Below are 19,927 nucleotides of genomic sequence, written 5' to 3'. Positions count from 1 at the left end.
GGGACCGTTTTCCGGGGGCGGCGGGAAACGGTCCCGGGGGCGGGTCAGCGGGGGTATGCCGGGAAGCGCGTCACGAGGTCGGTCACCTCGGCGCGCACCTCCTTCGAGACGGGGTGCTCGGGGTCCGCGTCACCGTCGACGACGGCGCGCGCGATGAGACCGGCGATGGTGCGCATCTCGTCCTCGCCCATGCCCTGGGTCGTGACGCAGGGGGTGCCGACCCGGATGCCGCTGGCGATGTTGGGCTTCTGCGGGTCGAACGGGATGGCGTTCTTGTTGAGGGTGATCCCGGCCGCGTCGCAGCGGGCCTCGGCGTCGACACCGGTGACGAGCACCGGCTGGAGGTCGTGCAGCGACAGGTGCGTGTCAGTGCCGCCGGTCGTGGGGCGGATGCCCTTCTCGCCGAGCGTCTCGGCGAGCACGCGGGCGTTGGCGATGACCTGGGTGGCGTAGGCCTGGTACTCCGGCGTGGAGCACTCCTTGAAGTTCGTCGCCTTGGCCGCGATGGAGTGCATCTGGGGACCGCCCTGCATCATCGGGAAGACCGCCTTGTCGATCGCCGCGCGGTGCTCCTCCTTGCAGACGATCGCACCGGAGCGCGGCCCGCGCAGCACCTTGTGGGTCGTGAAGCTCACGACGTCCGCGTACGGCACCGGGCTGGGGACGGCCTTGCCGGCGACGAGCCCGATGAAGTGCGCGGCATCGACCCAGAAGATGGCGCCGACATCGTCGGCGACCCGGCGGAAGAACTCGAAGTCGATGAGGCGCGGGATCGCCGACCCGCCGGCCAGGATCACCTTCGGGCGGTGCTCCTTGGCGAGGCGCTCGACCTCGGCGTAGTCGATGTTCTCGGTGTCCTTGTCGACGCCGTAGTGGACGGCGTTGAACCACTTGCCGGAGAACGACATCTTCGTGCCGTGGGTGAGGTGACCGCCGTGGGGCAGGCTCATCGCGAGGATCGTGTCGCCCGGCGACATGAACGCGCCGTAGACGGCCTGGTTGGCGCTGGCGCCCGAGTGCGGCTGGACGTTGGCGTGGTCGGCCTCGAAGAGCGCCTTGGCGCGCTCGATGGCCAGCGACTCGGCCTTGTCGACCTCGGAGCAGCCGCCGTAGTAGCGACGGCCGGGGTAGCCCTCGGCGTACTTGTTCGACAGGGTCGAACCCAGCGAGGTGAGGACCGCCGGCGAGGACATGTTCTCGCTGGCGATGAGCTGGAGCCCCCCTCGGAGCCGGTCGAGCTCGGAGACGAGCACTCCCGCGATCTCGGGGTCGAAGGACTCCAGTGCCGCGAAGTCCGAGCCGTAGAAGGTCTCACTCATCGTGCTTCTCCTCGAGGGGGTCTGGCGCCCGCTCGGCCGACGGGGCCGGCTCCGCGGAGGGCGCTGTCTGGTCTGTCGGGTCCGTCTGGTCTGTCGGGTCCGTCTGGTCTGGCGGGTCCGTCTGGTCTGTCGGCAACTCTAGGTGCTCGGCGGCGAGGGCCAGGATCTCGTCCGCGTCGATGGCGCCGCGGCGCAGGATGGTCGGTTCGGCGCGCGTGCAGTCGACGATCGTCGAGGGGAGCCCACCGGTCACGGGCCCGCCGTCGAGGTAGAACTGCACGGACGCGCCGAGCTGGGTGGCCGCGTCGATGACGGTGCGTGAGGCGGGGTGGCCGGTGCGGTTGGCGCTGCTCACGGCCATGGGTCCCACCTCGGAGAGCAGCTCGAGGGCCACCTCGTGGTCGGGCATCCGCACGGCGACGGTGCCGCCGGTGTCGCCGAGGTCCCACATGAGCGAGGGCTGGGCCTTGAGGACGAGCGTGAGCGGCCCCGGCCAGTAGCGCTCGATGAGGGCTCGCGCGTAGGCGGGCACGTCCGTGGCCAGGCCGTCGATCGTCCGGATGTCGGCGACGAGCACCGGCGGCGGCATCTCGCGACCCCGGCCCTTGGCGTCGAGGAGGCGCTGGACGGCGTCCGGCGAGAAGGCGTCGGCGCCGATCCCGTAGAGCGTGTCGGTGGGCAGGACCACGAGGTCACCGTGGCGCACGCCGGCGGTCGCCTTGGCGATGCCGTCCTGACGACCCTCGGGCGTGGTGCAGTCGAAGACCGGACTCATGGGAGCAGCCTAGGACCGACCCCGCCCGATGCCGACCGCGGGGACCATGCGGTGGCCTGACCTGCTGTGACACCTCGAAATTGGTCAGCGTCAATCCCTCACGCGGAGCCGTTCGCTGCGTAGGGTCGGACCGTTTCGTCCCTGTCTACCTGAAGTGAGGTGCAACGCATGCGTGGTTCCGGACTCATCTGGACGATCGTCGGTGTTCTTCTGATCATCGTTCTGCTGATGTACATCCTCTGACGAGGCCGAACTCTGCTGTGGCCCCTACCCGTGCTCGGGTGGGGGCCACAGTCCTGTCCGGGCCGGACGGCGGCGTGCGTGTCGAGCCGGCTCAGGCCCGGATGGCGACGGCCGCGCGTGGCCGACCGGTGAGGTCGGGCCGGTCCTCGACCAGACGCCACGAGCCGCTCGCGCGCAGGGCGGCAGGAAGCGACTCCCCCTGGCTGTCGGCGTGCTCCATGACGAGCACTCCCCCGCTGCGCAGCAGGCCCGCGGCCCGGGCGGCGACCAGCCTGGGGATCGCCAGCCCGTCCTCGCTGCCGCCGTAGAGCGCGACGTGCGGGTCGTGGTCGCGCACCTCGGGGTCGACGGGCTCCGCAGTGGTGGGGATGTAGGGCGGGTTCGACACGACGACGTCGACGTCGTCGAGGTCGCCGAGCGCGGTGACCGCATCGGCGTGGACGATCTCGACGTCGAGCCCGAGCCGGTCGCGGTTGCGCATCGCCCAGGCCACGGCGAGGTCGCTCACCTCGACCGCGTGGACCTGCGCCTGCGGGACCTCCGCCTTGAGCGAGAGGGCGATCGCTCCGGACCCGGTGCAGAGGTCGACGACGACCGGGGCCGCGATGCCGTCGTCGACGCACGCCTGCGCCGCCTCGATGGCCCAGCTGGCCACGACCTCGGTCTCGGGCCGCGGCACGAACACGCCCGGGCCCACCTCGAGCTCGAGTCCGCGGAACCAGGCGCGGCCGGTGAGGTGCTGTAGCGGGACGCGAGCGGCGCGCTCCGCGACGAGGCCGGCATACGACGTGGGGACGGGACCGCCGAGGATCATGCGCCGCCTCACCTCACCGGCGTCCACGCCGAGGGCGTGCGCCGCGAGCGCGACCGCGTCGTGCTCGGGCGAGCCCACGCCGGCGTCGGCCAGGGTGCGCGTGGCCGCGCGGACCGCGTCCCGCAGCTCGCTCACGCCGTGCCCTCCCCGAGCGCCTCGAGCTTCGCCGCCTCGTCGGCCGCCATCGCCGACTCGACGACCGCGTCGAGCTCGCCGCCGAGGACGGTGTCGAGGTTGTACGCCTTGAAGCCGGTGCGGTGGTCGCTCACCCTGTTCTCGGCGAAGTTGTAGGTGCGGATGCGCTCGCTCCGGTCGACGGTGCGCACCTGGCTCGCGCGGATGTCGGCGCTCGCCGCGTTGGCCTCGTCGACCGCCATCTGGTGCAGCCGGGCGCGCAGCACGCGCATCGCCGCCTCGCGGTTCTGCAGCTGCGACTTCTCGTTCTGGCAGATGACGACGGTCCCGGTCGGGAGGTGGGTGAGCCGCACCGCGGAGTCGGTCGTGTTGACGCTCTGGCCGCCGGGTCCGGAGGAGCGAAAGACGTCGATCCTCAGGTCGTTGGCGTGGATCTCGACCTCGACCTCCTCGGCCTCGGGCATGACCCAGACGCCCGCGGCGCTCGTGTGGATGCGGCCCTGCGTCTCGGTGACGGGGACGCGCTGGACGCGGTGGACGCCGCCTTCGTACTTGAGCCGCGCCCAGGGCCCCTCGCCGGGCTGCGGCGTGCCCTTGGCCTTGACGCTGACCTGGACGTCCTTGTAGCCGCCGAGGTCGGTCTCGGTCGCGTCGAGGACCTCGGTGCGCCACCCCCGCTGCTCGGCGTAGCGGAGGTACATGCGCAGCAGGTCGCCGGCGAAGAGGGCCGACTCGTCGCCACCCTCCCCCGCCTTGACCTCGAGGATGACGTCGCGGTCGTCCTCGGGGTCGCGCGGGACGAGCAGGCGGCGCAGGCGGTCGGCCGCCTCGCCGGCCGCGGCCTCGAGACCGGGCACCTCGGCCGCGAAGCCCTCGTCCTCGGTGGCGAGCTCGCGTGCCGCCTCGAGGTCGTCGGTCGCGGTCAACCACTGCCCGTATGCCGTCACCGTCGGTCCCAGCGCGGCATACCTCTTGTTGATCTCGCGCAGGCGGTCCGGGTCCGAGGCCACGGCAGGGTCCCCCATCTCGCGCTCGAGCTGGGCGTGCTCCTGCGCGAGGGCGGCGGCGGACTCGAACATCGGGGTCCTCTCGGGACGGTCAGCAGGTCAGGGGACGGGGCCACAGGTGCAGACACGAATGCGCCGACCCGGATCCAGTGCTGGATCGACGGGTCGGCGCATCGGGGGTGCTACGCGTCGGCCCTCTTGCCGTAGCGGGCCTGGAAGCGCGCGACGCGGCCACCGGTGTCGAGGATCTTCTGCTTGCCCGTGTAGAACGGGTGGCACTGGCTGCAGACCTCGGCGTGGATCTGGCCGCTGGCCGCAGTGCTGCGCGTGGTGAACGTCGCGCCACAGGTGCAGGTGACGGTCGTCTCCGCGTAGTTGGGGTGGATGTCCTTCTTCACGATTTTCTCCCTTGGATGTCTCCGGGTCGGCGAGCCCATCACGTTGATGCAAGCCCTGTAGCGCCCCGCCTGCATCCACTCGTGAGGGTGATGCTCAGGAAACGCGTTCATGCCGTGAACCGGTCCAGCGAACAAGTGTGCCAGAGCAGGCACACGTTCCCCTAAACGGAGCCGACCTCCCCCGCATTCCCCGGGTCGGTGCAGTTGCGTGCTGCACAGCGCGCGCCCTGGCGCGCGTCCTGCAGCACCGGTCGACGCACCGGTCGGCGCACCTGTCGGCACCTGTGGATATCTCCCCGGCGGGCCGAGCACGTGCGTGCACCATGCCGTGATGACCACCCCACCCCGTCGACGGCTGCCGCGGCCCGAACGCGCCCAGCGGGCGGAGGGCGTCGCCGCGCTGCACGCCGGCGTGGCTCATCGACACGACCTTCGGGCGGTCGGGGTGACACGTGCCGACGTCCGCACCGAGGTCGCCGCCGGACGGTGGCTCTCGGATGGTCGTCACACAGTCCTCGTCACGACTCGACCGCCGCTTCGGGGTGAGGCCATGCGCTGGCGCGCGGTCTGGGAGAGCGGCTCCGGTGCGGTGCTCGATGGCGTGGCCGCGCTGGTCGCCGGCGGCCTCACCGGCTTCACGCCTGACTCGCTCGACGTGTCCGTCCCGGCCAACCACCGGGCTCGCGCCGTCGATGGTGTCACCGTGCATCGCCGGCGCGAGATCGGACCCACTCGAGGAGCCGGGCTGCCACGAGCGACGCCGGAGTGGGCCGCCATCCGGGCGGCGCGGTGGGCACGTACGGATCGCGCCGCAGTCCTCATCCTGCCTGGTGGTTCAGCAACGCCTGGTCAGCACCCACCGCCTCCTGACGACGTGGGAGGCCATCGGTCGAGGGCCGCGCACGGCGCTTCTGGCACGCGTCGTGCCGGACATCTGCGACGGAGCCCATTCGCTGGGTGAGCTCGACTTCGGTGGGCTCTGCCGTCGACGAGGCCTGCCGGAGCCGACCCGCCAGGCGGTCCGGCGAGGTCACGCCGGACGCATCTATCTCGATGCCCTTTGGGAGGACATCGGCCTGGTCGTCGAGGTGGACGGCGGCCACCATGCGCTGGCGCTCGCACCGGTGGACGACGCGTTGCGTCAGAACGAGGTCACGCTGTCGGACAAGGTGGTGCTGCGCGTCCCTGTGCTCGGCATACGCCTCACGCCGGACGCCTTCATGGACCAGGTGGTCCGGGCGCACCGGCTCCTCACCGCTCGCGCAGCCTGACACGTCTCCTCGGTGCTGCACATGGCGCGACATGGCGCGCCTCCTGCAGCACCGACGCGTGCCGGTGTCGTCAGGGAAGGTTGGCGAAGGCCTTGTCGAGGTCGGCGATGATGTCGTCGACGGCCTCGAGCCCGACGGAGAGCCGGAGCAGGTCGGCGTCGGGCCGGGCGTCGGCGACGACGAACCGGTGGGTCAGGCTGGCCGGGTGCTGGATGAGGCTGTCGACGCCTCCGAGAGAGACGGCATGGGTGAGCAGGTCGAGGCGTTCGAGCAGGGCCGACGCGACGGCATACCCGCCGTCGAGGCGGAAGGCGAGAACCGCGCCGGGTCCGGACATCTGCGTGCCGACGAGACCGGCGGGGTCGCAGCCCTCGAGCCCCGAGTAGTGCACCTGCGAGACCTCGCACCGCTGCGCGAGCCACTGGGCGACGACGCCGGCGGACTCCTGCTGCGCGCGGACGCGCACCGGCAGGGTCTGGAGACCGCGGTGCAGCTCGTAGGCCGCGAGCGGATGGAGCACCGCGCCGGTGATGGCCCGGACCTGGCGAAGCCGTGCCGTCCAGTCGTGGTCGGTGGCGACGACGCCGCCCATGACGTCGCCGTGGCCGCCCATGAACTTCGTGGCCGAGTGCAGGACGAGGGTCGCGCCGTGGCGGGCCGGCTGCTGGAGGACCGGCGTGGCGAACGTGTTGTCGACGACGACGGGCACGCCCTGCGCCTGAGCGACCACGGCCGCGATGTCGACGAGGTCGAGCGAGGGGTTGGCCGGCGTCTCCAGAAGGACGAGACCGGTGTCGGGGCGCAGCGACTGCGCAACGGTCGACGGCGTGGCCCACGTGACCTCCGTGCCGAGCAGCCCGGTGGCCAGCAGGTGGTCGGAGCCGCCGTAGAGCGGGCGGACGGCGACGACGTGGGGCGTCCCCGCGGACACGGCGGCGAGCAGGGTGGCGGTGAGCGCCGCCATCCCGGACGCGAACGCCACGGCCGACTCGGTGGCCTCGAGGGCGGCGACGGCGCGCTCGAAGCGGTCGACCCCCGGGTTCCACAGGCGCTGGTAGACCAGGGTCGCGTGGCCGTCCGGCCGCTCCCCCGCGCCGATCGTGTCGTATGCCGTCCCGCCCGCCTCGATCGTCGGCATCGGGTACGTCGTGGCCAGGTCGATGAGCGGCACGTGGAGCCCGAGGGCGGTGAGGTCCTCCCGGCCGGCGTGGACGGCGGTGGTCGCCGGGTCAGGGGACTCGGCCGAGGTCGTCGTTGACGTCGTCATATACGTCATTCTCCGCAGGATCCACGAGAGTGGCCAAGAGTCCCGTGGATCACGGCCTTGGACGCCGGAGGATCCACGCAATCCACCGACGTGGACGGGCTACGGTGGGCCCGTGCCGAAGAATCCGCATCCCCTCACCCCCGGTCCCGCCCCGACCGCCCCGCCGGTGCTCGACGACGTCGACCGCGCGATCATCGCGGGGCTCGTGGCCGACGGCCGGATCTCCAACGCCGCGCTGGCCCGCCAAGTGGGGATCGCGGAGTCCACGTGTGTGGGTCGGGTCCGGTCCCTGCGTGAGCGCGGGGTCATCACCGGCTTCCACGCGGCGATCGACCTCGCCCGGGTCGGACGCCCACTCCAGGCCGTCGTCGCCATCCGACTCGGCGGCCACGACCGCGGCCAGGTCGACGCCTTCGGCGAGGAGATGGCCGCCCTGCCGGGCGTGCTGTCCGCCCTCAACATCAGCGGTGCCGACGACTTCCTCGTCCACCTCTGTGCCGAGTCGCCCGACCAGCTGCGCGACTTCGTCCTCGACAACATCTCGAGCAGGCCCGGTGTCTCGCACGTGCACACCTCGCTGATCTTCCGCAGCCACGCCAGCCCCGCCCTGCCCTGAGCCGCACCGAGTCGCCCGGCCTCGCCCCTTCTGGGACCCCCGAGGGTGAGCGGACGGCATACAGAGCTTTGTCTCCGTATGCCGCGAGGCGGCCTCCCCGGATCGGGAGACCGCCTCGCAGTGGTGACGTTCGAGGTCAGTCCTCGTCGTCGCCGTCGAGCTTGTTGGAGCTGGTCTGCTGGACCTGCTTGAGGAACTCGTAGTTCGTCTTGGTCTTGCGCAGCCGGTCGAGGAGGAGCTCGATGCCCTGCTGGCTGTCGAGCGCGGCCAGGACGCGGCGGAGCTTCCACATGATCTTGAGCTCCTCCGGCGCGAGGAGGATCTCCTCGCGACGGGTGCCCGAGTTGTTGATGTCGACGGCCGGGAAGATGCGCCGGTTCGACAGGCCACGGTCGAGCTTGAGCTCCATGTTGCCGGTGCCCTTGAACTCCTCGAAGATCACCTCGTCCATCCGCGAGCCGGTCTCGACGAGAGCCGTTGCGAGGATGGTGAGCGAGCCGCCGTTCTCGATGTTGCGCGCCGCTCCGAAGAACTTCTTCGGCGGGTAGAGCGCAGCCGAGTCGACACCGCCGGAGAGGATCCGGCCGCTCGCCGGGGCGGACAGGTTGTAGGCCCGGCCCAGCTTGGTGATCGAGTCGAGGAGCACGACGACGTCGTGACCCATCTCGACGAGACGCTTGGCGCGCTCGATGGACAGCTCGGCGACGGTCGTGTGGTCCTCGGCGGGGCGGTCGAAGGTCGAGGCGATGACCTCACCCTTGACCGCACGCTGCATGTCGGTGACCTCCTCGGGGCGCTCGTCGACGAGCACGACCATGAGGTGGACCTCGGGGTTGTTGGTCGTGATCGCGTTGGCGATCGCCTGCATGACCATCGTCTTGCCGGCCTTGGCCGGGGCGACGATGAGCCCGCGCTGGCCCTTGCCGATGGGGGCGACGAGGTCGATGATCCGGGTGGTGAGCACGCCGGCCTCGGTCTCGAGGCGCAGCCGGTCCTGCGGGTACAGCGGGGTGAGCTTGCCGAACTCGGCGCGCTTGCGGGCGTCGTCCGAGCCCATGCCGTTGATCGTGTCGAGCCGCGCCAGCGGGGTGAACTTCTGGCGGTTGTTGCGCGAGCCGACGCTCTGCTGCTGCAGGTCCTCGCCCTCGCGCGGGGCCTTGGTGGCGCCGACGACGGCGTCGCCCTTGCGCAGGCCGTTGCGCTTGACCATCCCGAGCGGGACGTAGACGTCGTTGTTGCCGGGCAGGTAGCCGGACGTGCGCACGAAGGCGTAGTTGTCGAGGATGTCGAGGATGCCGGCCACGGGGACAAGCACGTCGTCGTCGTGGATCTGCGGCTCGTTCTCGGTCACCGTCTCGCTGCCACCCTGGACCGGGGCACGACGCTTGTCGCGGTTGCGGTTGCGGTTGCGGCGGCGACGACCACTGCGGCCGCCCTCGTCGTCGTCGTCGCCGGCGTTCTGGTCGTTGCGCTGACCGTCGTTGCGGTCGTTGCGCTCGCCGCCATCGCGCTGGTCGGAGCTCCGGTCGCCGCGGTCGCGGTCCTCGGAACGGTCGCGGTCGTCGGTGCGGTCGGCGCGGTCGTTCCGGTCCGCGCGATCGGTGCGGTCGTTCCGGTCCGCGCGGTCGGTGCGGTCGTTCCGGTCCGCGCGATCGGCGCGGTCCGTGCGGTCGGCGCGATCGGGCTGGTCCCGGTCCACGACACGGTCGTTGCTGCGCTCCCGCCCGCCGCGGGTGCCGTCGCGCTGCTCGCGCTCGTCGCGATCGCCGTCCCGGGACTCACGCGACTGGCGCGGGCTGCGGGCGGTCTCGTCGGTCCGGGTGGAGGCGTCCGAGCCCGGGCTGCGGTCGGGCCGCTCGCGGCGCTCGTCGCGGGCGGCCGCCTCGGCGGCGGGCGTCTCGGCGGCGGGCGTCTCGGCCTTCGGCGTGGTCTGTCCCGAGGAGGAGGCGCGTCGGGTGCGGCGGACCGGCTCGGCGGTCTCGGTGGCCACCGGGCCGCTGTCGCCGTTCTGGCGCGACTTGATGGCGGCGACGAGGTCGCCCTTGCGCATCTTCGCGGTGCCGGAGATGCCCATGCTCGAGGCGAGCCCCTGCAGCTCCGCGAGGCGCATGGCCGTCAGCGAACCTGATCGGCGCGGGCCCTGCCCGGATGCCGAAGACGCCTCAAGAGTGGTGGTGTCTGTCACGAAGGATCCTTCCCCTCGTCAGTGGGCCCGTGCCACGGGTGGCGAGGGGCCGAAAGTGGGTGCCAGGGACCTGGCGGACTGATCCACGGGGCCTGCCGACAACGGCGCGTGGCGCGGCACGACCGGCCCAAGGTGGAGGATGCGGGTCGTGGTAGGCATCGGGGAGGTCAGAACCCCTCCGGCATCAACTGCGACCGCGGCACCACAGTAACACCACGCCCCCGCGTGGAGCGGCAGGACGACGCTGCCGGTCAGGTCGCCTCGGCGTGCACTCCGTGCTCCGGTATGCCGGGCAGCAGGACCCGCCACTCGTCACCTGCGCTGCCGCTCACCTCGCCGGCCGTCGCCGTCGTGGCAAGCACGAGGACGCTCGGCCCGGCGCCCGAGACCACTGCTGCGTGGCCGGCCGCGCGAAGGGTGTCGACCAGGGCCATGCTCGCGGGGTAAGACGGTCGCCGCGGCTCCTGGTGGAGCCACTCGCGGGTGCCGTCGAGCAGGTGTTCGGGTGCGCACGTAAGGGCGTGGACGAGCAGGGCCGCTCGCGCCGAGTTCGCGGCCGCGTCGGCCAGCCGCACCTGCGCGGGCAGGACCGAACGGGCCGTGGCCGTCGACAGCTGAGTCGATGGTGTGAACACCACCGGCACGAGGTCGTCGTGCGGCGCCAGCCGCAACGTCGTGGTGCCCGCAGCGGGGTCGTCGGACCACGACAGGGTCACTCCCCCGTAGACGCTCGCGGAGGAGTTGTCGGGGTGCCCTTCGAGCCGGGCCGCGAGGTTGTTGACGGCGTCGAGGTCGATGTCGCCGGCTGCTCGACCGTCCCGGACGGCACGCAGCGCGTGGGCGACGGCGATGCCGGTGACGATGGCGGTCGCCGACGAACCCAGACCCCGGCCGTGGGGCACGGCGTTCTCGCACTCGAACCGCAGCCCGGTCGGGGCCTCCTCACCCAGGTCCTCGAAGGCATGGACGAGGCTGCGGTACACGAGGTGGGTGGAGTCGGTCGGCACCGCACCGGCACCCTCACCCGCCACCGTGATCTCGAGACCATGTGACCCGAGGACCGTTGCGCGACAACGGTCCCAGACGCCGAGAGCCAGACCCACGGAGTCGAACCCCGGCCCGAGGTTGGCACTGCTCGCCGGGACCCGGAGGGTGACCGACTGGCCCGGGCGCCACTCGTCCACGGTCAGCCCTCGAAGCCGAGGACCTCGGCGACCGCCCGAGCCTCGGCGCTCACGCGGACCGGCTCGATGTCGGACCCGTCGGCGGTGCGCAGCGCCCACTGCGGGTCCTTGAGGCCGTGTCCGGTGACGGTGCAGACGATCGTCACGTCCCGCGGGACCTGGCCGCGCTCGCTCGCCTGCAGCAGACCGGCGATGCTGGCCGCCGAACCGGGCTCGACGAAGATCCCCTCGGTGGAGGACAGGAGGCGGTGCGCGGCGAGGATCTGCTCGTCGGTGACGGACTCGATGCGCCCGCCGGACTGGTCCCGGGCCTCCTCGGCCTGGCGCCACGACGCCGGATTGCCGATGCGGATGGCCGTGGCGATCGTCTCGGGGTCGTCGACCGGGTGACCGAGGACGATGGGCGCCGCTCCGGCGGCCTGGAAACCCCACATCTGCGGCGTGCGGGTCGACACGGCCGGCAGGCCCTCGGCATCCGTCGCGTACTCGGTGTAGCCGCGCCAGTAGGCGGTGATGTTGCCGGCGTTGCCCACAGGGAGGACGTGGATGTCCGGTGCGTCACCGAGGGCGTCGACCACCTCGAAGGCCGCCGTCTTCTGCCCCTCGATGCGCGCGGGGTTGACCGAGTTCACGAGCTCCACGGGGTGGACCTCCGCGAGCTTGCGGGCGACGGTGAGGCAGACGTCGAAGTTGCCATCGACCTGGATGAGGGTTGCACCGTGCGCGATCGCCTGGCTGAGCTTGCCCATCGCGATCTTGCCCTCGGGGACGAGGACGGCGCAGGTCATGCCGGCCTTGGTGGCGTAGGCCGCGGCCGACGCGCTCGTGTTGCCGGTGCTCGCGCAGATGACCGCCTTGGCACCCCGGCCCTTGGCGTGGGAGATGGCGGTCGTCATGCCGCGGTCCTTGAAGGACCCCGTCGGGTTGAGGCCTTCGTACTTGACGAGGACGTTGGCCCCGACGAGCTCGGACAGGTGCTCGGCCTGGATGAGGGGGGTCCCACCCTCGTGGAGGGTCACGACAGGTGCGCCGGCCAGCATCGGCAGGCGGTCGGCATACTCACGGATCACTCCGCGCCACTGGTGTGCCACGTCAGGCCCCTTCCACACGCATCCAGGAGACGACTTCGTCGACGGTCTCGAGTCCCGCGAGCGCCTCGACGGTCGCGGCGAGCGCGGAGTCCGGGGCGCGGTGGGTCACGATGACGAGCGAGGCGCGCGAGTCGTCGCCCTCGCCGAGGACGCGCTGGCGCACCGTCTCGATCGACACGTCGTGGTCGGCGAAGGCCGAGGCGACCTGGGCCAGGACGCCGGGACGGTCGGCCACGGCGAGGCTGATGTGGTACCTCGTCAGGGCGTGGCCCATCGGGACGACGGGCAGGTCGGCGTAGGCCGACTCGGTCGGACCGTGCCCTCCGGCGAGGCGGTGGCGCGCGACGGCGACGACGTCACCGAGAACAGCCGACGAGGTGGGCTCACCGCCGGCACCCCTGCCGTAGAACATGAGCTCGCCCGCAGCAGAAGCCTCGACGAAGACCGCGTTGTAGGCGTCTCGCACCGAGGCGAGCGGGTGGCTGCGGTGGATCATCGCCGGGTGGACCCGCACGGTGACCCCGCTCGGCACGCCGGACTCGTCGCGCTGCAGCTCGCAGATCGCGAGCAGCTTGACGACGGCGTCCATCTCCCGGGCCGCCTGGACGTCGGCCGCGGTGACCTCGGTGATCCCCTCACGGTGGACGTCGGCGATGGAGACGCGCGTGTGGAACGCGAGCGAGGCGAGGATCGCGGCCTTCGCCGCCGCGTCGAAGCCCTCGACGTCGGCGGTCGGGTCGGCCTCGGCGTAGCCCAGGGCCTGCGCCTGCTCGACCGTCTCGGCGAAGCCCGCCCCGGTCGAGTCCATCTTGTCGAGGACGAAGTTGGTCGTGCCGTTGACGATGCCGAGCACCCGCACGACGTCGTCGCCGACCAGCGACTCACGCATGGGGCGGACGATCGGGATGGCCCCGGCGACCGCGGCCTCGTAGTAGAGGTCGACACCGTGATCGGCCGCCGCGGCATACAGGGTCGGTCCGTCCTCGGCGAGCAGCGCCTTGTTGGCGGTGACGACCGAGGCGCCGTGCTCCATCGCGGTGAGGATGAGACCACGCGCCGGGTCGATGCCGCCGATGACCTCGATGACGATGTCGGCGCTGCGCACGAGGGTGTCGGCGTCGGCGGTGAAGAGGGCGGGGTCGACGGGCACGTCCGGACGCGCCCTGTCGGGGCGACGCACGGCGATCCCGATGAGCTCGAGCCGCGCACCGACGCGAGCCGCCAGGTCCTCACCGTTGGTGACGAGCATCCTCGCCACGGCCGAGCCCACGACCCCGCAGCCCAGCAGGGCGACCTTGAGGGTAGGTGTCTCGGCGCTGGTGGCTGCCATCTCGGTGCTGTCCTCCTCGGACGTCACGGGCTCGACATCACGACGCCGCGACATCATGAGCCCCCGACATCGAGGGCGAGCAGGTCGTCGATGGTCTCACGACGCACGATGACGCGTGCCTCGCCGTCTCGGACCGCGAGCACCGGAGGACGGGGGGTGTGGTTGTACTGGCTCGACAGCGCCCGGCAGTAGGCGCCGGTGCCGGGAACGGCGATGAGGTCGCCGGGGCCGGTGTCCTCGGGGAGCCACTCGTCCTGGACGACGATGTCACCGCTCTCGCAGTGCTTGCCCACGACCCGGGAGAGCATCGGTGCGGCCTCGGAGCTGCGGTTGGCGAGCGTGCACGAGTAGTCGGCCTCGTAGAGAGCGGGGCGGACGTTGTCGCTCATACCGCCGTCGACCGAGACGTAGGCCCGGGAGTGGTGGTCGCCCAGCTCGACCGGCTTGACCGTCCCCACCTCGTAGAGGGTGAACGTCGAGGGGCCGACGATGGCGCGGCCGGGCTCGATCGAGACCCTGGGGACCAAGGAGGGCTCAGGTGAGGTCGTCCGCTGCTGAAGTGCCTTGAACTCGCGGCCGACGATGTCGGCCAGCTGCTCGCCGAGCTCGGCGGGCGACATGGGCGTGTGCTGCGAGGTGTAGGCCATGCCGAAGCCGCCGCCGAGGTCGATCTCGGGGCTGTGGTGCCCGAGCTCCTCGGCGATGAGGGCGTGCAGGCCCACGAGGCGGCGCGCGCTCATCTCGAAGCCGCCGGTGTCGAAGATCTGGCTGCCGATGTGCGAGTGCAGGCCACGCAGGTCGAGGCTGTCGTGGGCGAGCACCGCCCTGGCCGCGGAGAGTGCCTGTCCACCGGTGAGGCTGAACCCGAACTTCTGGTCCTCGTGGCCCGTGGCGATGAACTCGTGCGTGTGCGCCTCGACACCCACGGTCACCCGGATCATCACCGGCGCGACGACGCCGAGCTCGGCGGCCATCTCGGCCACACGCTCGATCTCGACGAAGGAGTCGACGACGATCCGCCCGACGCCGTAGTCGAGGGCAGCGCGGATCTCGTCGAGCGACTTGTTGTTGCCGTGGAAGCCGATCCGCTCCGCGGGGAAGCCCGCCCGACGTGCGACGGCGAGCTCGCCGCCGCTGCAGACGTCGAGCGAGAGCCCCTCCTCCGCGACCCAGGTCGCCACCGAGGTGCAGAGGAAGGCCTTGCCCGCGTAGTAGACGTCCGCCCCGCCGCACACCGTCTCGAAGGGCGCCGCGAAGTCGTCGCGGAACGCCCGCGCCCGCGCGCGGAAGTCCCCCTCGTCGAGCACGTATGCCGGCGTGCCGAACTCGCGCGCGAGGCTCACCACGTCGAGCCCGGCCACGGTCAGCCGGCCGTCGTCGTCACGCGCCACGGAGTCGGGCCAGAGCTGCGGGAGCAGCGCCATGACGTCGTCGGGGTAGGGCAGGTAGAGCGGGGGGCCGCCGTAGCCCTCGGCGTGGAGTGCCCCGGCCTCGTGCGAACGCATCGGTCAGGCCCTCACATGCGCTCGGGCGCGCTGACGCCGAGCAGGTCGAGGCCGTTGGCGAGCACCTGCCGCGTGGCGTCGTTGAGCCACAGGCGGGTGCGGTGGAGGTCGGTGACCTCCTCGTCGGCGTTCATCGGCCGGACCCGGCAGGTGTCGTACCACTTGTGGTAGCGACCGGCGAGGTCCTCGAGGTAGCGGGCGACGCGGTGCGGCTCGCGCAGGTGTGCCGCCTGGGCCACGACCCGGGGGAAGTCGCCGAGCGTCGCCAGCAGCGTGGCCTCGGTCGGGTCCGCGAGCAGCGACGGGTCGAACCCGTCCTCGCGACGCACGCCGTCCTCCCCCGCGAGCCGCGACACGTTGGCGGTGCGGGCGTGGGCGTACTGGACGTAGAAGACCGGGTTGTCGTTGGTCTGCTTGCGCAGCTCCTCGCCGTCCAGGCTCAGCGGGCTGTCCGCCGGGTAGCGGGCGAGGCTGTAGCGGACCGCGTCGGTACCGATCCAGTTGAGGAGGTCGTTGAGCTCGATGATGTTGCCGGCGCGCTTGGACAGCTTGGCGCCGTTGAGGTTGACGAGCTGGCCGATGCGGACGTCGATGTTGACGTCGGCGTCGTCACCGGCCGCGGACGAGATCGCCTTGAGGCGACCGATGTAGCCGTGGTGGTCGGCGCCGAGGAGGTAGATCTTCTCGGTGAAGCCACGGTCCTTCTTGCTCAGGTAGTAGGCGGCGTCGGCGGCGAAGTAGGTCGGGACTCCGTCGGCCCGGATGAGCACGCGGTCCTTGTCGTCGGTGAAGTCGGTGGTGCGCAGCCACACCGCACCGTCCTTGTCGTAGACGTGCCCCTGCTCGCGCAGGCGGTCCACGGCCTGCTCGACGGCGCCACCGTCGTGCAGCTCGTTCTCGGAGAACCACACGTCGAAGAAGACGCCGAAGCGCTCGAGCGTCTGCTGGATCTCGGCGAGCTGCGCCCGGTAGGCCAGCGGCCGCGCGACGGCGACGGCCTCGTCCTCGGGCAGCTCGAGCAGGTCGGGACGCTGCTCCAGGACGGCTGCCGCGAGCTCGCCGATGTAGGCGCCCGGGTAGCCACCCTCGGGGGTCGGCTCGCCCTTGGCGCTCGCCAGGACGCTCAGCGCGAACTTGTCCATCTGGGCGCCCGCGTCGTTGATGTAGTACTCGGCCGTGACGTCGGCACCCGACGCGGTGAGGAGGCGTCGCATGGAGTCGCCGAGGGCGGCCCACCGGGTGTGCCCGATGTGGAGCGGGCCCGTGGGGTTGGCGGAGATGAACTCGAGGTTGATGGTGTGCCCGGCCTCGGAGTCGTTGCGTCCGTATGCCGTCCCGCTCTCGACGATGCTCCGGGCCAGCTCGCCGGCGCTCGCGGCGTCGAGCGTGATGTTGAGGAAGCCCGGGCCGGCGACGTCCACTGCAGCGATCCCGTCGATGGCCGCCAGTCGCGTGGCCAGGCCGGTGGCGAGGTCGCGCGGCGGGACGCCGGCGGGCTTGGCGAGCTGCAGGGCGATGTTGGTCGACCAGTCACCGTGGTCGCGGTTCCTGGGACGCTCCACGCGCACCTCGGCGGGGACGTCGGCGGTGAAGTCACCGGCGGCGGTGGCCTCGAGCAGGGCAGCCCGGATCGCGGACGAGAGTTCTTCGGGAGTCACCCCGGGAGTCTATTGGCCGGGCACCTGGGGTCGTCCGTCGGCCGCGAGGCGTGAGACGACGTCGACGAGGTCGGCCGGGTCGAACGGTTTGGCGACGAACGCGTCGAAACCTGCCAGCGCAGCCTCGCTGCGGTCGTGCGCGGTGGTCGACGCGGTGACGAGCACGGTGGGGACGTCCGCGAGGCGCGGGTGCGAGCGGATGGCGGCGATCGCCCACCAGCCGTCCCGACGGGGGGTCTGGGCGTCGAGGAGGATGACGTCGGGCACCCTCGCCGAGGGGTCGATGAGGTGGCTCATGGCTTCGTGGCCGTCGGCGGCCTCCAGGACGTCGAAACCCTCGAGCTCGAGGTTGATCCGGATGATGTCTCGGATGGACACGATGTCGTCGCACACGAGAACCAGGGGGCGGGACGTCACCGCCGTCGCTGCGGGCCCTGATTCCATGAACGGAACTCTAGGCTGCTACCCTCCCTGAGCATCCCTGAACGGCCCGAATCTTCACCATTCGGACACCACGAGCCCCCGTAGCTCAGGGGATAGAGCACCGCCCTCCGGAGGCGGGAGCGCAGGTTCGAATCCTGCCGGGGGCACGCGAAGAAGGCCGGTGAATGACGCCCAGCGTCGTTCCATCGGCCTTCGCGCGTCTCGGGCACGGTTCCGCGGCGGTCGAGCGGCCCGAGAGGCGCCGGGTCAGCCCCTCTGGCTGGAGTCGGTGACCTCGCCGACGAGCTCCTCGATGACGTCCTCGAGGAAGACGACGCCCAGCACCTCGCCGTCGTCCGCGACGACCCGCGCCAGGTGGGACCCGGTGCGCTGCATCGTCGCGAGCACGGACTCGACCTCGTCGTCGCGGCGGACGTTGGCCATGCGCCTGATCCGCTTCGCCGGCACCGGCTGGAGCCTCTCCTCCTCGCTGGCGAAGAGGACATCCTTGAGGTGCAGGTAGCCGGTGAGCGTCCCGTCGCGGTCGGCGATCGGGTAGCGGGAGAAACCGTGCCGGGCGACGAGACGCTCGATCTCGTCGGGCGTCGTCTCGAGCCCGACCGTGACCAGCTCGTCGACCGGCACACCCACGTCCTTGGCGTCCTTGTCGCTGAACTCGAGGGCGGCACCGAGCAGTCCGTACTGCTCGGACTCGACCAGTCCCTCCCGGTGGGACTCGGAGAGAATCTGGGCGACCTCCTCTGCGGTGAAGGCCGAGGCGAGCTCGTCCTTGGGGTCGACACCGAGGGCGCGCACGAGCAGCTTGGACACCCAGTCCATCGCGGCGATGACGGGCTTGACGACCCTGGACACCATGACGAGCGCGGGAACGAGCGCGATGGCCGCCCGCTCGGGTGTCGCGATGGAGAGGTTCTTGGGGATCATCTCGCCGACGACGACGTGGAGGAACACGACGACGAGCAGCGCGAGGACGAGCGCCAGCACGTCGGCGACGGTCTCGGGCGCACCCAGTGACTCGACCGGTCCGACCAGCGCGTGGTGGAGGGCCGACTCGGACACGGCGCCGAGGAGCACCGAGCAGACGGTGATGCCGAGCTGGGCGGTCGCGAGCAGGATCCCGGTGCGCGACATGGCGTCCAGCGCCGTGCGGGCTCCCCTGTTGCCCTCCTCGGCGAGGGGTTCGAGCTGGCTGCGCCGGGCCGACATCGCGGCGAACTCCGCCCCGACGAAGAAGGCGTTGGCGAGGAGCAGGACGATCGTGATGAGGACGGTGCCGAAGCTCATTCCTCCTCCCCCTCTCCCTCGTGGCCGGTCCGCGCAGGCTGGTGGTCCTCGTCCGGCACGGGGGTGAACCGCAACCGGTCGACCCGGCGGGCCTCCATGTCGACGACGGTGATCGTCCAGCCGGGGAGCTCCACGACCTCACCGACGGCAGGCACGCGACCGAGCTCGGACATGACGAAGCCGGCGACGGTCTCGTATGCCGGCCCCTCGGGGATGTCGATGCCGGTGCGCCTCTTGACCTCGTCGGGTCTCCAGAGACCGGGGACGGTCCACGTGCCGTCGGGCATCTGGCGACCGGTCGTCTGGCTGCGGTCGTGCTCGTCGGACACCTCGCCGACGATCTCCTCGACGAGGTCCTCGAGCGTGACGACGCCGGACGTGCCGCCGTACTCGTCCACGACGATGGCGAACTGCTGGCCGCTGTCGCGCAGGTGGATGAGGAGCGGGTCGAGCCGGATCGTCTCGGGGACGACCAGTGGCGCGGTCATGAGGGCCGACACGGGCACGTCGTCACGTCGGTCGTGCGGGACCGCGATGGCCTTCTTGACGTGGACGACACCGTCGACGTCGTCCCAGTCGTCGTCGATGACGGGGAAGCGTGAATGCCCGGTCTGCCTCGCGAGCTCGACGCAGTCGCGGGCCGAGGCCGAGCGGTCGATCGCGGTCGCTCGCGATCGCGGCGTCATGACGTCGGCCGCGGTCTGGGCTCCGAACCCCAGCGACGCCGTGACGAGACGGGCGGTGCCGAGGTCGAGCGTCCCCGCCTCGGCCGAGGTGCGGACCAGCGACGCGAGCTCGGCCGGGCTGCGGGCGGCGGACAGCTCCTCCTGGGGCTCGACCCCGAGGGCCCGGAGCGCGGAGTTCGCGGTGCCGTTGAGGACGACGATGAGCGGGCGGAACGCGAGGGCGAACCACCGCACCGGAGCGGCGACGACCTTGGCCGTCGCGAGGGGCGTCGAGATCGCGAGGGTCTTGGGCACCATCTCGCCGACGATCATCGAGAAGACAGTGGCGACGACCATGGCGAGGACCGAGGCGACCTGCGCCGCGAGCGACTTCGACAACCCGGCGGACTCCAGCGGACCACGGAGCAGCGCACCGATCGAAGGGTTCGCGAGGAAGCCCAGCACCAGGGTGGTGAGGGTGATGCCGACCTGCGAGGCGGACAGCTGGGTGGACAGGCGGCGCAACGACGACAGGACCGTGCGGGCCCTGGCGTCACCGCGCTCGACCGCCTTCTCGACCGAGGGACGGTCCAGGGCCACGAGGGCGAACTCGGCAGCGACGAACAGGGCGGTCCCCAGCGTGAGCGCGATGCCGGCGAGGACGAGTAACCACTCGGTCATAGTGGGAGCCATCCTAGGGAAGCGGCCGGAAGCGAGGCGGGTGCGCACCCGTCCG

The 19,927-nt window shown here is 71.4% G+C and carries 17 protein-coding genes and 1 tRNA gene; 3 read left to right on the top strand and 15 right to left on the bottom strand.

Annotated features, from left to right (window positions below):
* Positions 1 to 44 precede the first annotated feature (44 nt).
* From glyA to rpmE, 5 genes are all read right to left on the bottom strand, one after another.
* The gene (glyA, locus tag LL946_RS13355) at positions 45 to 1,319 is read right to left on the bottom strand and encodes a serine hydroxymethyltransferase (RefSeq protein ID WP_404381411.1); all 1,275 of its coding nucleotides are present in this window, start codon (positions 1,317 to 1,319) and stop codon (positions 45 to 47) included.
* Positions 1,312 to 2,094, bottom strand: coding sequence for an L-threonylcarbamoyladenylate synthase (locus LL946_RS13350; protein ID WP_404381409.1), 783 nt, complete (start codon positions 2,092 to 2,094; stop codon positions 1,312 to 1,314). Before LL946_RS13350 ends, glyA begins: the two co-directional genes overlap by 8 nt.
* A gap of 334 nt (positions 2,095 to 2,428) precedes the next feature.
* On the bottom strand, positions 2,429 to 3,286 hold the full coding sequence (gene prmC / locus LL946_RS13345) for a peptide chain release factor N(5)-glutamine methyltransferase (protein ID WP_404381407.1): 858 nt from the start codon (positions 3,284 to 3,286) through the stop codon (positions 2,429 to 2,431).
* On the bottom strand, positions 3,283 to 4,365 hold the full coding sequence (prfA, locus tag LL946_RS13340; protein WP_404381405.1) for a peptide chain release factor 1: 1,083 nt from the start codon (positions 4,363 to 4,365) through the stop codon (positions 3,283 to 3,285). The genes prmC and prfA overlap by 4 nt, the downstream gene beginning before the upstream one ends.
* A gap of 110 nt (positions 4,366 to 4,475) precedes the next feature.
* Complete coding sequence (gene rpmE / locus LL946_RS13335; protein WP_404381403.1) at positions 4,476 to 4,691, bottom strand: 50S ribosomal protein L31; 216 nt, start codon at positions 4,689 to 4,691, stop codon at positions 4,476 to 4,478.
* A gap of 830 nt (positions 4,692 to 5,521) precedes the next feature.
* Here rpmE and LL946_RS13330 point away from each other — a divergent pair.
* A complete protein-coding gene (locus LL946_RS13330) occupies positions 5,522 to 5,962 on the top strand; it encodes a hypothetical protein (protein ID WP_404381401.1) in 441 nt (146 codons plus the stop codon).
* Positions 5,963 to 6,032: 70 nt separating this feature from the next.
* Here LL946_RS13330 and LL946_RS13325 read toward each other — a convergent pair whose 3' ends face one another.
* Entirely contained in the window at positions 6,033 to 7,229 is a 1,197-nt protein-coding gene (locus LL946_RS13325; RefSeq protein WP_404381399.1) for a trans-sulfuration enzyme family protein, read from the bottom strand.
* A 112-nt stretch (positions 7,230 to 7,341) separates the two neighbouring features.
* Between LL946_RS13325 and LL946_RS13320 the strand changes: the two genes are divergently transcribed.
* A complete protein-coding gene (locus LL946_RS13320) occupies positions 7,342 to 7,845 on the top strand; it encodes an Lrp/AsnC family transcriptional regulator (protein ID WP_404381397.1) in 504 nt (167 codons plus the stop codon).
* Positions 7,846 to 7,981: 136 nt separating this feature from the next.
* Here LL946_RS13320 and rho read toward each other — a convergent pair whose 3' ends face one another.
* The 7 genes from rho to LL946_RS13285 form a co-directional block, all read right to left on the bottom strand.
* Positions 7,982 to 9,955: a transcription termination factor Rho gene (gene rho / locus LL946_RS13315; protein WP_404381395.1), complete on the bottom strand. Its 1,974-nt coding sequence runs from the start codon at positions 9,953 to 9,955 to the stop codon at positions 7,982 to 7,984.
* Between the two features lie 326 nt (positions 9,956 to 10,281).
* A complete protein-coding gene (gene thrB / locus LL946_RS13310; protein WP_404381393.1) occupies positions 10,282 to 11,214 on the bottom strand; it encodes a homoserine kinase in 933 nt (310 codons plus the stop codon).
* A gap of 2 nt (positions 11,215 to 11,216) precedes the next feature.
* The gene (thrC, locus tag LL946_RS13305; protein WP_404381391.1) at positions 11,217 to 12,305 is read right to left on the bottom strand and encodes a threonine synthase; all 1,089 of its coding nucleotides are present in this window, start codon (positions 12,303 to 12,305) and stop codon (positions 11,217 to 11,219) included.
* Between the two features lies 1 nt (position 12,306).
* Complete coding sequence (locus LL946_RS13300) at positions 12,307 to 13,635, bottom strand: homoserine dehydrogenase (protein WP_404386895.1); 1,329 nt, start codon at positions 13,633 to 13,635, stop codon at positions 12,307 to 12,309.
* A gap of 53 nt (positions 13,636 to 13,688) precedes the next feature.
* Complete coding sequence (lysA, locus tag LL946_RS13295) at positions 13,689 to 15,140, bottom strand: diaminopimelate decarboxylase (RefSeq protein ID WP_404381389.1); 1,452 nt, start codon at positions 15,138 to 15,140, stop codon at positions 13,689 to 13,691.
* A gap of 11 nt (positions 15,141 to 15,151) precedes the next feature.
* Positions 15,152 to 16,798 (bottom strand): arginine--tRNA ligase, encoded by a 1,647-nt coding sequence (gene argS, locus LL946_RS13290; protein WP_404381387.1) that lies wholly within the window; start codon positions 16,796 to 16,798, stop codon positions 15,152 to 15,154.
* A gap of 9 nt (positions 16,799 to 16,807) precedes the next feature.
* Positions 16,808 to 17,242 (bottom strand): response regulator, encoded by a 435-nt coding sequence (locus LL946_RS13285; protein WP_404381385.1) that lies wholly within the window; start codon positions 17,240 to 17,242, stop codon positions 16,808 to 16,810.
* Between the two features lie 74 nt (positions 17,243 to 17,316).
* Between LL946_RS13285 and LL946_RS13280 the strand changes: the two genes are divergently transcribed.
* Positions 17,317 to 17,388, top strand: a tRNA-Arg gene (locus LL946_RS13280).
* Positions 17,389 to 17,488: 100 nt separating this feature from the next.
* Here LL946_RS13280 and LL946_RS13275 read toward each other — a convergent pair.
* Positions 17,489 to 18,526 (bottom strand): hemolysin family protein, encoded by a 1,038-nt coding sequence (locus LL946_RS13275; protein ID WP_404381383.1) that lies wholly within the window; start codon positions 18,524 to 18,526, stop codon positions 17,489 to 17,491.
* Positions 18,523 to 19,872, bottom strand: coding sequence for a hemolysin family protein (locus tag LL946_RS13270; RefSeq protein WP_404381381.1), 1,350 nt, complete (start codon positions 19,870 to 19,872; stop codon positions 18,523 to 18,525). Before LL946_RS13270 ends, LL946_RS13275 begins: the two co-directional genes overlap by 4 nt.
* Positions 19,873 to 19,927 lie beyond the last annotated feature (55 nt).

This window comes from Knoellia locipacati (genome assembly GCF_044791685.1).
In the GTDB taxonomy this organism is placed as follows: Bacteria; Actinomycetota; Actinomycetes; order Actinomycetales; family Dermatophilaceae; genus Knoellia; species Knoellia locipacati_A.
The sequence above is the reverse complement of the archived record's forward strand: the minus strand, read 5'-3'. Positions and strand labels throughout refer to the sequence as shown.